Annotated in this window: 11 protein-coding genes and 1 pseudogene; 3 read left to right on the plus strand and 9 right to left on the minus strand. The window is 71.4% G+C overall.

The annotated features are described in order from the left end of the window. Positions 1–21: 21 nt before the first annotated feature. A pseudogene (locus GLX30_RS35170) lies at positions 22–180 on the minus strand (site-specific integrase); the annotation flags it as partial. A 254-nt stretch (positions 181–434) separates the two neighbouring features. On the opposite strand from GLX30_RS35170, the gene GLX30_RS10715 reads away from it, so the two are divergent. Beyond that, positions 435–878 (plus strand): DUF3592 domain-containing protein, encoded by a 444-nt coding sequence (locus GLX30_RS10715; RefSeq protein WP_159686582.1) that lies wholly within the window; start codon positions 435–437, stop codon positions 876–878. 44 nt (positions 879–922) lie between these two features. Here the strand turns inward: GLX30_RS10715 and mutM are convergent, their stop codons facing one another. From mutM to recG, 8 genes are all read right to left on the minus strand, one after another. Continuing rightward, on the minus strand, positions 923–1,783 hold the full coding sequence (gene mutM / locus GLX30_RS10720; RefSeq protein ID WP_159686584.1) for a bifunctional DNA-formamidopyrimidine glycosylase/DNA-(apurinic or apyrimidinic site) lyase: 861 nt from the start codon (positions 1,781–1,783) through the stop codon (positions 923–925). 149 nt (positions 1,784–1,932) lie between these two features. Further along, positions 1,933–2,829, minus strand: coding sequence for a ribonuclease III (rnc, locus tag GLX30_RS10725; RefSeq protein WP_159686587.1), 897 nt, complete (start codon positions 2,827–2,829; stop codon positions 1,933–1,935). Between the two features lie 19 nt (positions 2,830–2,848). Further along, positions 2,849–3,022, minus strand: coding sequence for a 50S ribosomal protein L32 (gene rpmF, locus GLX30_RS10730; protein ID WP_026165248.1), 174 nt, complete (start codon positions 3,020–3,022; stop codon positions 2,849–2,851). A 2-nt stretch (positions 3,023–3,024) separates the two neighbouring features. Then, complete coding sequence (locus GLX30_RS10735) at positions 3,025–3,630, minus strand: DUF177 domain-containing protein (protein ID WP_244258101.1); 606 nt, start codon at positions 3,628–3,630, stop codon at positions 3,025–3,027. Positions 3,631–3,796: 166 nt separating this feature from the next. Further along, positions 3,797–4,882 (minus strand): cell division initiation protein, encoded by a 1,086-nt coding sequence (locus GLX30_RS10740; RefSeq protein WP_159686590.1) that lies wholly within the window; start codon positions 4,880–4,882, stop codon positions 3,797–3,799. Between the two features lie 94 nt (positions 4,883–4,976). Then, positions 4,977–5,459 carry a pantetheine-phosphate adenylyltransferase gene (gene coaD / locus GLX30_RS10745; RefSeq protein ID WP_053556892.1) on the minus strand — a complete coding sequence of 161 codons (483 nt, stop codon included), beginning with the start codon at positions 5,457–5,459 and terminating at the stop codon, positions 4,977–4,979. Positions 5,460–5,485: 26 nt separating this feature from the next. Next, positions 5,486–6,070: a 16S rRNA (guanine(966)-N(2))-methyltransferase RsmD gene (gene rsmD, locus GLX30_RS10750; RefSeq protein ID WP_159686596.1), complete on the minus strand. Its 585-nt coding sequence runs from the start codon at positions 6,068–6,070 to the stop codon at positions 5,486–5,488. Positions 6,071–6,124: 54 nt separating this feature from the next. Then, a complete protein-coding gene (recG, locus tag GLX30_RS10755; RefSeq protein ID WP_159686599.1) occupies positions 6,125–8,311 on the minus strand; it encodes an ATP-dependent DNA helicase RecG in 2,187 nt (728 codons plus the stop codon). A 163-nt stretch (positions 8,312–8,474) separates the two neighbouring features. On the opposite strand from recG, the gene GLX30_RS10760 reads away from it, so the two are divergent. Then, positions 8,475–10,295, plus strand: a complete 1,821-nt coding sequence (locus tag GLX30_RS10760; protein WP_159686602.1) for an HSP90 family protein — start codon at positions 8,475–8,477, stop codon at positions 10,293–10,295. Then, the gene (locus GLX30_RS10765) at positions 10,292–13,285 is read left to right on the plus strand and encodes a tetratricopeptide repeat protein (RefSeq protein ID WP_244258102.1); all 2,994 of its coding nucleotides are present in this window, start codon (positions 10,292–10,294) and stop codon (positions 13,283–13,285) included. Before GLX30_RS10760 ends, GLX30_RS10765 begins: the two co-directional genes overlap by 4 nt. The last annotated feature ends 137 nt before the right edge of the window (positions 13,286–13,422 follow it).

Raw genomic sequence — 13,422 nt, forward strand, 5'->3', positions numbered from 1 at the left:
TTTCCGCAGGTCAGCGACCTGTCAGCTTCCCTGGGCCGTCTCGGGGCCGTTATCGGCAACCGAGGCGGCCCGGACTGTATCTACGGCGGCCCGCGTACGGGTCTCGCTGGACGGCATCGGGTGCGTGTAGGTGCGCAGCGTGAAGCCGGGGTCATGGTGACCGAGGTGAGCCCTCAGGGCTCCGGAGGACGAGGGATGTCGGCCGCTGCACCGACCTTCGTTGCCGACATCAGGCAGGCGGGCCGTGCCCGGTGTGCCGACATCAACAAGTGATGTCGAGTCGTCCCCTATCTATGTTGTTCAAGTACACGGCCGCGAGTCGCAGTCCACGCGTGAGACGGACGTCGCACATCACTTCGACACGAACTGATACGGGGGCGAAGGGTTTGCACGGCACAGCGAACGCGGGCGCCTCTAGCGTGTACCAGCGGAACATGGCCCCTGGCACCCTGGGACCCCGCACGGCCCTGCTGACGTCCCTGGTACTCGCGCTGCTACTGGGTGCGCTGTCAGTACTGGTGATGTTTCCCGCGGCCCAGCATCTCCGCTCACTCCAGGACGGCGAACGGGCCTCCGCAACGCTGCACAGGAACGGCTCGTGCATGATCGGCCACTGCCAGGTCGAATTCGAGGTCGACGGACAGACTGTGGTATCAGAGCTGCCTGCGGGCAGCGGCGGCGGCAAGAGCTCCGTCGGTGACCGGATGATCGTCCGGTACCAGGCCGACGATCCGCAGGTGGCCGCCCGTGAAGACGATGTAGGTGGCGGCGGGGCAGCCGTCCTGGCGGTGATGTCGGGTGGGGCCGCCCTGCTCTTCCTGATGGTTTCGGTCGTAGGGGCGGTCTACGTAAGGCGGCAACGGCGCCAAGGCCCATGACATCACCGGTCGGCATCAACCTGTGGCAGGCGGGCCGCCCGTCGTCAGGAGACGGGGCGCGGGGTGCGCTGGCAGCGGGGACAGAAGTAGCTTGAGCGGTTCATCCACGGGCGGCGGCGCATCGCGGTGCCGCAGCGCCGGCAGGGTTCGTCCTCGCGGCCGTACGCGTCGAGGGAGCGGTCGAAGTAGCCGGACTCGCCGTTCACGTTCACGTACAGGCTGTCGAAGGTGGTGCCGCCGACGGCGAGTGCCGCGGTCATCACCTCGCGCACATGGCGGAGCAGTTCGACGGAGCGGGGCCGGGTGAGGGTCGCGGTGGGGCGTTCGTAGTGGAGTCTGGCGCGCCACAGGGCCTCGTCGGCGTAGATGTTGCCGACGCCGCTGATCAGGGACTGGTCGAGCAGGGCTCGTTTGATCGTGGTACGGCGGGCCCGCAGGGCGGTGTGGAACCTGGCGTCGTCGAAGAGCGGGTCGAGAGGGTCGCGCGCGATGTGCGAGAGGACGTCGGGCAGGCCGTCCGTCGCGTTCTCGTGGAGGGACAGACCGCCGAAGGTGCGCTGGTCGACGAAGCGCAGCTCGGTCCCCAGCGCATCCGCGAACCGGATGCGGATGCGCAAGTGCTTCTCGTCGTCCGTGTCCTGGGGCTGCACGAGGAGCTGACCGCTCATGCCCAGGTGGCCGAGGATCGAGGTGTCGGTGTCCGCAAGGGGCAGCCACAGGTACTTGCCGCGCCGGCACGCGCCGCCGACGGTCCTGCCTGTGAGCCGTGCGGCGAAGTCCTGCGCGCCGGGCAGGTGTCTGCGGATCGCGCGTGGGTGCAGCACCTGAACGTCGGCGATCGTGCGACCGCTGACCCAGCTCTGCAGACCACGGCGCACGACCTCGACCTCGGGCAGCTCGGGCACGGGTCGGATCTCCTTCTGCGAGTCACATGGTGTTGCCCGCAGGGTACCGCCAGGCCGTGGGGCGGTGACGGGCGGGAACAGCGGTGAGGCCCCCCGCCACAGGCGGGGGGCCTCACCGGAACTGCTGTCGTGCGACGGAGCTCCGCGAATCAGGCCGAAGCCCGGTCCGCGGGTGCCGGCCGATCTTCCGCCGGTACCGCTTCGTCGTCCGGTGCCGGCTGATCTTCCGCCGGTGCCGGTGCGTCCGCCGATGCCGGTTCGGAAGGGATGTCGGCGTCCCCTTCGTCCGTGGCGGCCCCGCTCTCGGCGGCGGCCTTCGCCGCTGCCAGGCGCCGGTCCGCGTCGGCACGGATCTCCCGCCACGCGGACTCCGCCGCCTGCTGCTCCGCTTCCTTCTTGCTGCGGCCGGTGCCGGTGCCGTACGAGACACCACCGACGCGGGCGGCAGCAGTGAAGGTCTTCTCGTGGTCAGGACCGGTCTCGGTGACCAGGTATTCCGGGACGCCGAGACCCTCTGCCGCGGTGAGCTCCTGGAGACTGGTCTTCCAGTCCAGGCCCGCACCGAGGTTCGAGGACTTCTCGATGAGCGGGTCGAAGAGCCGGTGAACCAGCTCGGACGCCGCATCGAGGCCCTGGTCGAGATAGACCGCGCCGATCACCGCTTCCAGGGTGTCGGCGAGGATGGATGCCTTGTCCCGGCCCCCCGTGCCCTCTTCGCCACGGCCGAGCCGGATGAAGGAGCCGAGTTCGAGGCCACGCCCGACCTCCGCCAGCGCACGCGAATTGACCACAGCGGCCCGCAGTTTGGCCAGCTGGCCTTCCGGCAGGTCGGGGTGGGTGCGGTACAGCGTGTCGGTGACCACCAGGCCGAGCACGGAGTCCCCGAGGAACTCCAGGCGCTCGTTGGTGGGCAGACCGCCGTTCTCGTACGCGTACGAACGGTGGGTCAGCGCGCGCACCAGAAGGGCGGACTCGAGCTGATACCCGAGCCGCCCTTCCAGAAGCGTGTGGGACGAGGCATTGTCCGTCTTGTTGGACTCAGACATCGCGCCTCTCACCAGCCGCTCAGACCTCGAGGACCTGGCGCTTGTTGTAGGTGCCGCAGCTCGGGCACGCGATGTGCTGCTGCTTCGGCTCCTGGCAACGCTCACACGAAACCAGGGTGGGGACCGCAGCCTTCCACTGCGACCGGCGGTGGCGCGTGTTGCTGCGCGACATCTTCCGCTTCGGAACAGCCACGGCTACTTCTCCTGCTTCTCGTCGACGCCCGCTTCGGCGCCGCCCATGTTGTCCTTCTCGCCGTCCTGAACGGTCTCGGCGAGTCCCTGCAGTGCCGCCCAACGGATGTCGACGGCGTCATGGTGGTGGTCCGGGTTCTCGTCCAGCCTGACCCCGCACTCGGGGCACAGGCCTTCACAGGTCTCCCGGCACACCGGCTGCATCGGCAGTGCGAGCACCACCGCATCACGCAGCACGGGCTCGAGGTCGAAAAGACCGTCCTCGAGAAAGAGCCTGTCCTCGTCCTCTTCGTCGTCGGCAGGCTCCGCAGTGCGACTGCGGCCCCTGTCGTCGGCGTCGGGGTACGTGAACATCTCCTGGAAGTCCGCCGCGACCTCTTGGCGCAGCGGCTCCAGACACCTTACGCACTCCCCCTCGGCGGTCGCACGGGCGGTGCCTGTGACAAGCACACCTTCCATGACGGACTCGAGGCGGAGGTCCAGCTCCACGGGCGCGCCTTCCGGCACACCGATGACATCGGCGATGCCGAGGTCCTGGGGAGCGTCCACCGTGCGGGAGAGCCGCTGGAGCGCACCCGGCCGCCGTCCCAGCTCGTGCGTGTCGAACACGAGGGGATTGCGATGGTCGAGGCGCGTGCTCAGGGGACTTCCTGCTTTCGGTTCGTGGGAGGGGCCGTCCCGGTTCGTGGGGCGAAGCGGACAGCCGGGATCGCGATCTACGCGCGACCGAAGAACCAGGGTACTTCAACAGCCGCGATTGGCCCAATCCGGGCCCCTAGCGCCCCTGCTCGTACCGGTTCAGCTGTTCCAGGTCGATCATGCTGGTGTCGAAGAGGCTGGTCTCGTCCAGAGCCGTGCCCTGCTGGGGCGGGGCCTGCGGCGGCGGGGGCGGCTGCTCCCCGTAGCCGCCGGCATGGGCGGGGGCGCCCGTGGCGTACGGGTCGGGCTGGGCGTACTGCTGGGCGTAGCCCTGGTCCTGATAGGCGGCGTAGGGGTCGGGCTGCTGGTACCCCGCGTACGCCTCCTGCGGCTGGTACGTGTACGGATCGTGCTGGGCCGGGATCTGCGGCTCGGGCTGCGGCGGGTAGGCGTACGCGTCCCGCTGCTCGCGCTCCGGCACGGCCGCGGGGACGGGGTCGGCGAGCTCCGCGAGGCCGGCGAGGTAGTCCGCGTCGCTGGTGTGCTGATGGCCGGCGGCGTCCTGCGCGGCCATGTGCGCGCCGAGATCGTCCGTGGCGATGCGTCCGTGCAGCTTCTGACGGCCGCGGCCGACCGCGTCGAGGGTCTTGGAGAGCACGGCCTCGAAAGCGCCGAGTTTGGCGTCGACGTACTGGTCGGCCCGCTGGATGAGGGTCTGCGGGTCGTTGCTGTGCTCCGGCGCGTCCTCGTCGGCGTAGCCGTGCTCGTCGAGTCCGGGTCCCCGGCCGAGGAGCTTCTCGCGGCCGCGGTCGACGGAGCCGATGGTCTTGGTGAGGACGACCTCGAAGTTGGCGAGCTTGGAGTCGACGTAGTCGTCGGCCTCGGCGCGGATCTCCTCGGCCTCGCGGCGGGCCTCGGCGAGGATGCGGTCGGCCTCGTCCTGGGACCGGCGGGCGACCTGGGTGTCGGAGATCAGCGAACCGCGCTCGGCGTGGGCGGACTCGATGATCCGCTCGGCCTCCCGGCGGGCCTCCTCGACGAGCTGTTCACGGCCGCCGATGAGCTCCTGGGCCTGGGCCAGGGAGCCGGGCAGAGCCTCGCGCACCTCTTCGAGCATGGCGAGCAGCTCGGCGCGGTTGACCACGCAGGACGCCGACATGGGCATGGAGCGGGCGTTCCCGACCGCTGCGACGATCTCGTCGAGCTTCTTCTGCACGTCCACCGTGGTTCGCCACTCTCTGCTGCGGGTTGGAGACGGACGGGACGACTGTACGGGCAGTCCGTCCCCGCCCGACACCGGGTGACGAGTTGTCAGCTCAGCCCTTTTCCGCGAGCCGGCGCACGAGCGCCCGGTGGACGGTGTCGGGCAGCAGGTGGGAGACGTCGCCGCCCCAGGCGGCGACTTCCTTGACCAGGCTGGAGGAGAGGAAGCTGTAGGTGGGGTTGGTCGGCACGAACAGCGTCTCCACCCCCGACAGGCCGTTGTTCATCTGGGCCATCTGCAGCTCGTAGTCGAAGTCGCTGACGGCGCGCAGCCCCTTGACGATCGCGGGGATGTCGCGCTCCTTGCAGAAGTCGACGAGGAGACCGTGGTGGGACTCCACCACGACGTTCCCGTACTCGCCGGTGACCTCGCGGATCATCGCGATCCGCTCGTCGACCGTGAAGAGTCCCTGCTTGGACTTGTTGATCATCACCGCGACATGTACGACGTCGTACAGCTTGGAGGCGCGGGCGATGATGTCCAGATGCCCATTGGTGATGGGGTCGAATGACCCCGGACAGACTGCGCGGCGCAACTGAAGTCCCTCGCTCTCCGGTCCGGTCATGGTGCGTCTTCGCACGTAGCGGCGGCGCGACCGTACCAAAGCGTCCCCTCGCCGTAGCGACGGGCCCGCAGTGGCGTGAAGCCCTTGGGCCAGCTGAATTCTCCGCCTCTGGTGCTGCGCTCCACGGTGACGATGGCATCGTCCGTGAGCCAGCCCTGGAGGCGGAGTGTGAGCAGAATCTCGCGAAGATCGTCGTCCGTGACGGCGTACGGCGGGTCGAGGAAGACCACGTCGTAGGGGCTCTCCGGCGCCGGACCTGTGACGATCTGTTCCGCTTTGCCGGTACGCACCTCGGCGCCGGGGAGGCCGAGCGCCCGCACGTTCTCCCGGACGACGCGGGCCGCGCGGGCGTCCGCCTCGACCAGCAGGGCGTGGGCAGCGCCGCGGGACAGCGCCTCGAGGCCGACCGCGCCCGACCCGGCGTAGAGGTCGGCGACGCGGATGCCGTCGAGGGTGCCGAGCTGCGACTCCCAGCTGGAGAACAGCCCTTCACGGGCGCGGTCGGAAGTGGGGCGGGTGCCGGTGCCTGGCGGGACGGCGAGACGGCGTCCGCCGGCAGCGCCGGCGATCACGCGGGTCATGAAGGGCCTCTCTTGAGCGGGCTCACATCCTCAAGTGTCTCAGCCCCGAGTCTCTCAGCCCTTCTCGAGGTACTGCTCGCGCTCCTTGTCCAGCAGGGCGTCCAGAGCGGTGCGCAGCTCCGGCAGCCGCTCGAGGTCGGGGTCAGCCGCGACGATCGCGACGGCCTCCTCACGGGCCGCGGCGATGACCTCCTCGTCCTCGATGACGGTGAGCATCCGCAGGGAGGAGCGCACCCCGGACTGGGCCTGGCCCAGCACATCGCCCTCGCGGCGCTGCTCGAGGTCGATCCGGGAGAGCTCGAAACCGTCGAGCGTCGAGGCGACCGAGGCCAGACGCTGACGGGCGGGGCTCGCCTCCGGCATCTCGGTGACAAGCAGGCACAGGCCCGGGGCGGAGCCGCGGCCGACCCGGCCGCGCAACTGGTGGAGCTGGGAGACGCCGAACCGGTCCGCGTCCATGATCACCATGGCGGTGGCGTTCGGGACGTTGACGCCGACCTCGATGACGGTGGTGGCGACCAGGACGTCGACGTCGCCGGCGCCGAAGCGGCGCATCACGTCGTCCTTGTCGTCGGGCGGCATCCGCCCGTGCAGGACCTCGACGCGCAGCCCGCTCAGTGGCCCCTTGGCGAGTTGGTCGGCGACCGCGAGGACGGCGAGCGGCGGGCGCTTCTCCGCCTCGTCCTCCGCCGTCTTCTTCTTCGGCTGCTCCTCGTCGTCGCCGATGCGGGGGCACACCACATACGCCTGGTGCCCGCCCTCGACCTCTTCGCGGACCCGCTCCCAGGCGCGCGCCAGGAAGTGCGGCTTGTCGGCGGCGGGGACGACATGGCTGGCGATCGGCGAGCGGCCGGCCGGCAACTGGTCGAGCACGGACGTCTCGAGGTCGCCGAAGACCGTCATCGCGACCGTACGCGGGATGGGGGTGGCGGTCATGACCAGCAGGTGCGGCGGCTGCTTCCCCTTGGAGCGCAGGGCGTCGCGCTGCTCCACGCCGAAGCGGTGCTGCTCGTCGACGACGACGAGGCCCAGGTCGTGGAACTGGACCTTGTCCTCGATCAGGGCGTGGGTGCCGATGACGATCCCCGCCTCGCCGGTCACCAGGTCGAGCAAGGCATGGCGACGGGCTGCGGCGCCCATGGAACCGGTCAGCAGCACGACCTTGGTGCCCTGCTCCGCGCCTCCCAGCATGCCGCCCTCGGCCAGCTCGCCCATCATCTCGGTGATCGAGCGGTGGTGCTGCTGGGCGAGGACCTCGGTGGGGGCCAGCATCGCGGCCTGGCCGCCCGCGTCGACGACGGCGAGCATGGCCCGTAGCGCGACCAACGTCTTGCCGGAGCCCACTTCTCCTTGAAGGAGGCGGTGCATGGGGTGGTCGGTCGCGAGGTCGTCGAAGATCTCCTTGCTGACCGACTGCTGGCCCTCGGTGAGGGTGAAGGGCAGTTCGGCGTCGAACGCGTCGAGGAGCCCGCCGGGGACGGGGCGGCGGGCCACCGCGGGGAGTTGGGTGTCCGCGTACCGCCTGCGGGCGAGCGCGACCTGGAGGACGAACGCCTCGTCCCACTTCAGCCGCTCCCTGGCCGCTTCGATGTCCGCCTTGGTGCGCGGGCGGTGGACCATGCGCAGGGCGTCGGGGAGGGTCGCCATGCCCCGCCCCTCGCGCAGCGCGGACGGCAGCGGGTCCACCGCCTCCGCGGCCCGGTCCAGCACCGCGTCGATCGCCTTGGAGATCTTCCACGACTCCAGCTGCTTGCAGGCCGGGTAGATCGGGATGAGCTGATTGGCGAAGGCGTCCACGGCGTCGGCCGCGCTCGCGCCGCCGCTCAGCGGTTCGTACGCGGGGTGGGACAGCTGGAGCTTGCGGTTGAAGACGGACACCTTGCCCGCGAACATCGCCCGGGTGCCCGGCAGCAGGTCCTTGTGCGGTTTGTGGACGCCCTTGCCGAAGAAGACCAGCTGGAGCCGGCCGCTGCCGTCCGTGATGGTCACCTCGAGGCGCCTGCCGCGGCCCTGGTTGAACGTGTGGATGCGCGCGTCGGCGACCTGGGCGACCACGGTGACGTGCTCGTCCAGCGGCAGCTCGGCGAGGGAGGTCAGCTCACCGCGCTCCGCGTACCGCCGCGGATAGTGGTGCAGCAGGTCACCGAGGGTGTGCAGATCGAGATGCTCGGCCATCACCTTGGCGGTGGCGGCGCCGAGCGTCTTCTTGAGGGGTTCGTCGAACGCGGACACGCGATCCATTGCACACCACTCCACCGACAGTCGTCGCACACCTGTTGATAACTCCTGGTCAACGCGGCGCCGCGAGCCCTACGATGGCCCCTCTTCCGCCCCTTCCGCGATCACCGCCGTACGGGATCGCCCGACCCGCGCCGTCGCCCGACCCCCCACCGGCGCAGCGACGATGACATCTGAGACGACACCGTCCGGCGGTACGACGACACCGCACACCTTCCAGGTCGATCTGCGCGGCCTGGTGGACCTTCTCTCCCACCACCTCTATTCCAGCCCGCGGGTCTATCTGCGCGAACTCCTCCAGAACGCCGTGGACGCGATCACCGCCAGGCGCGCCGAGGAACCCGGGGCGCCCGCGCGGGTGCGGCTGTACGCCACCGGCGGCGGCCTGCGCGTCGAGGACTCGGGCATCGGTCTGACCGAGACGGACCTGCACAGTCTGCTCGCGACGATCGGCCGCAGTTCCAAGCGCGAGGGGCTCGAGTCCGCACGGGCCGGGTTCCTCGGTCAGTTCGGCATCGGGCTGCTCGCCTGTTTCGTGGTGGCCGCCGAGATCCGGGTGGTGAGCCGCAGCGCCCGTACGCCCGGGGCGCCGCCCGTGGAGTGGTCGGCCCGCGACGACGGGTCGTACACGGTGCGGACGCTGCCCGACAGTGCCCGGCCGGAGCCCGGAACGACCGTGTACCTCGCTCCCCGGCCCGGTACGGCCGACTGGCTCACCGAGGAGCGGGTGACCACCCTGGCGAGGGACTTCGGCTCGCTGCTGCCGTACGACGTCCGGGTGGGCGACACCCCGGTGAGCGACCTGCCGGCGCCCTGGGACCGTGCGTACCCGGGGCCGGCGGCGCGGCGGGTGGCTCTCGCCCGCCACTGCCACGACGTCTTCGGCTTCACCCCGCTCGACACGGTGGACCTCACCCTGCCGGTCGCCGGTGTCCGCGGGGTCGCGTACGTGCTGCCGTCCGCGGTCAGCCCCGCTCAGCGTTCCGGGCACCGGGTGCATCTGAAGGGCATGCTGCTCACCGACCGGGCCGACGAACTCCTGCCCGACTGGGCGTTCTTCGTGCGGTGCGTCGTCGACACCGACAGCCTCCGCCCGACGGCTTCCCGCGAGTCGCTGTACGCGGACGAGACGCTCGCCGCCGTACGCGAGGCGCTCGGCGACCGTATCCGGGAGTGGCTGACGGGGCTCGCCGCCGGGGACCCGGAGCGGCTGGCACAGTTCCTCTCCGTCCACCACCTGGGCGTGAAGTCGCTGGCCCGGCACGACAGCGACATGCTGCGGACGATGCTGCCGTGGCTGCCGTTCGAGACGACGGACGGCCGGTTGTCGCTGGAAGAGTTCGCCCAGCGGCACCCGGTGGTGCACTTCGCCCGGACGGTCGAGGAGTACCGGCAGGTCGCGCCGATCGCCTCCGCGCAGGGCATCGGCCTGATCAACGGCGGTTACACCTACGACAGCGAACTGGTCGAGCGCCTGCCCGAGGTCCGGCCCGGCACGGTCGTCGCCGAACTCGACGCCGACACGGTCACCGCGCACCTCGACGCGGTCGATCCCGCGGAGGAGCTGGCCGTCGCCGGTTTCCTGTCCGCCGCGCGGACCAGGCTGGAGCCGCTGGGCTGCGACGTCGTGCTGCGCGCGTTCCACCCGCTGACCGTGCCGGCGCTCCATCTCGACGACCGGGCCGCACGGCACGAGCAGGCACGCGCGGAGGAGGAGGCCCAGGCGGACGACCTGTGGGCCGGGATCCTCGGGTCGCTGCGCGGCAGCGCGCCCCGCGCGCGGCTCGTGCTCAACCACCTCAACCCGCTGATCCGCAGGATCGGTTCCTTGGACGGGGAACTGGCGGGGACGGCGACCGAAGCGCTGTACGGGCAGGCCCTGCTGATGGCACAGCGACCGCTGCGGCCGGCCGACTCCGCGCTCCTCAACCGCGCGTTCATGGGCCTGCTGGAGTGGGCCACCCACGACCAGGAGAACGGACGATGAGCCTCGACACCCCCATGGACGCCGAAGCGTTGCGCCAGGCGCTGTGCGACAACGACCGTGAGCCGGAGGGGCCCGCGCGCAACGCGCGCGCGGAGCGGCTGTTCGCCCAGATCGAGCAACTGGGCGACACGTCGCTCGTCATCGACGGCCTCGACCATCTGATGCAGGTCTACAACTACAGCTCGGAGGCGGACAAGATGTTCGTCCCCTTCGCACGGCTGCTGCGGATGTGGGACGACCGGCCCGAGGACTTCGACCGGCGGCAGGTCCACTCGCTGTTCTGGATGTTCAAGTGGGTCTCCAGCGGCATGGTCGACCAGCCGCACATCCCGCTCGCGTCCATCGAGAAGTGGCAGGCGGAGATGGAGCACCGCTACCGCCTCGCGGGCCACTCGGAGCGCGCGGTGCGGCAGGGCGAGATGCGGATCGCCCGGCACGTCGGCGACCTGGAGCGCGCCCAGCGGGCGTACGACGCCTGGCAGGCCGCCGACCGGGACGACAAGAGCGACTGCCATGCCTGCGAACTGCGGACACAGGGCTCGTGGCAGGCCCAGCGCGACGACGACGAGGGTGCGCTCGTCACCTGGCGGCCGGTGCTGGACGGCGAGTTCACCTGCGCGCACGAGCCGCACGCCGTGCTCGCCGCCTCGCTGCTCCCCCTGCTGCGGCTGGGGCGCGCGGAGGAGGCCCGCGCCCATCATCTGCGCGGCTACCGGCTGGCGCGCTCCAAGGAGAGCATGCGCAGCGCCGTCGCCCGGCATGTCGAGTTCTGCGCGCTGACCGGCAACGAGGCGCGCGGCCTGGAGATCCTGGCCGAACGTCCCTCGTACTTCACCGACACCGGAGAGCCGAGCAGTCTGCTCAGCTACCTGGAGGTCACCGCGCTGCTCACCGACCGGCTCACCGCGCTGGGACACGGCGACATGAGCATGACCGGTCCCGGGGGCCGGGCATGGGCCGTCCGGGAACTGGCCGTCCACGCGCGCACGGAGGCGCGTGCCATCGCCGCCCGTTTCGACGCGCGCAACGGCAACACGTACTTCAGCGAGCAGAGCGCGGAACGCATGGACCGTACGCCGCTGCTGGACCGGCTGCCGCTCGGTGTCCGTTCGGTACGGCCGGTGCCCGCGCCGCGCGAGGCGCCGGCCGAGGCGGCCGACGCCACCGGTGCCGGTGCCGGCGCCGGTTCCGGTTCCGGTTCCGGTTCGGATCTGGCGGGCCTGCTGGTCGAAGCACGCCGGCTCTCCGAGGCCCAGCACCCCCACGCGACGGACGCCTGGGCAGCCGTCGCCGAGGCCGCCGACCGGGAAGGCACCGAACTCCCCGTTCTCGAGCGGGCGGAGATCGACGAGCACCGCGGAACGGCACCCGCCACACCGCCGGCCGAGGCGATCGGGCTGTTCACCTCCGCGGCCGGGCTGTACGAAGCGGCCGGCGAGCCCGGTCGCGCGGCCACCGCACTGGCCCGTGCCGCCTACTGCGTCAGCCTCGACGGGCGGCCCGCAGAGGCGCTGGAAGCCGTTCAGGAGCCCTGCGACCGGGCGCTGGCCCTGTACGCGGAAGGCCGGTCCACCGCACGGCAGACGGGCCGGGCGCTGCTCTGCCGGGCGCGGATACTCAACGACATGATCGGCGGCATGCAGGTCCAGGAAGCCGTGGAGGCGGCCGTCACATCCCTGGAAGAGGCGGCGCACGCGCTCCTCGGCCTCGCGGAGCCGGAGCAGGCTGAGCCCGGGGTCGGTGTCGTCATCGGCGAGGCGCTCGGCTACCTCGGTGACATCACCGCGTTCCGCGGCGACGCGCCCGGGGCGGCCGAGCTGTACACGCGCGCCGCCGACGCCTATGTCCGGGCGGGCCGGCCCTGGTTCGCCGTGGAGCCGGAGAGTCAACTGGCAGGCGTCAGCAGGCACCTCGGCGACCTGGAGACCGCGGAGCGGGCCTCCCGGTCGGCGCTGGAGCATGCGGCCCCCTTCGCCGGACCCGGCGGGCGGGCCCGCCTGCACCTGCAGCTCGTCGAGACACTCGCCGACACCGGAAAGCTCGGCGAGGCGGCCGACCACGCGCTCGAAGCGGCGCACTGGGCCGACGAGGCGGGGGAAAGCGCGGGCAACGGCGCGTACGCACGGCACCGGCTCGGCGGCTTCCTGCTCCAGCTGGGCCGCGCCGACGAGGCGGCGGCCGTGCTGGAGTCCGTACTGCCCGACCTGACTCGGCAGGACCACGGCGACGGCATGATCGTGCAGACCCTGTGGTGGCTGGGCGACTGCTGTACCGCACTGGGCGCACCACGGGAAGCCGCCGAGCACTGGCTGAAGGCGGCGGACATCGCACGCGGCTGGCCGGAACAACGGGACCACGCGATGCTTGCGAACCTGGCCGGGCAGGCCCTGTTCCGTGCGCAGCTGAACCCGCAGGCGGAACTGGCCTACCGGCGTGCGGGCGACCTGTGGCGGGACCTCGGCGACGTGCACGCGCTCGTGCGCACGCTGCGGGTCCGGGCCTGGATCGCCGTACGGGAGGGGCAGGCGGGCATCGACGCGGCGCGTGAACTGATGGCTGCGGCGGCGACGGAGTGCGAGTCGGCGCTCGCCGCGTCGGCGGACGCGGACGCCTGTGCCGCGCTACATGCCGAACTGGCGGACACCTACCGCCAGACCGGCGACCTGATCGCGAGCTCCTGCGACGGCGAGCCCGGAGACGACGACACGGACGGCTCGGCACGGGCCGCGTACGAGGAGGCGGTCGCCCTCGTCCTGCGGGCGGTGGCGGTCTTCGAGGAGGCGGGCGGGCAGTTCACCGACCTGCGCACGGGCGCGCAGCTCATGGCCTCCTGGCTGCACGCCTCGCTCGGTGACGCCTCCGCGGCGGTGGCGCTCGCGGAGGGGGTCCTGGCGACGTACGAGGGCTCCGGGGACGGCCCGGCCGACGACACCGCGGAATCCCGCCGCGCGGAGGCGCGGGCGGTGCTGACGGAGGTCGCCGGGGCGTGAGGGGGCGGGGGCGGGCCCGCTGCGCGGGGCCGTTCCCCACCCCGCCGCTTCCCGCTGCATCGTGTGCGGCTCCGCCGCGTGGCGGGGCAAGCCCCGGACCCGTACCGCGCTCCGCGCGGTGCCCTCGCTCCCCCTAC

Source organism: Streptomyces sp. Tu 2975 (assembly GCF_009832925.1).
Lineage (GTDB): Bacteria > Actinomycetota > Actinomycetes > Streptomycetales > Streptomycetaceae > Streptomyces.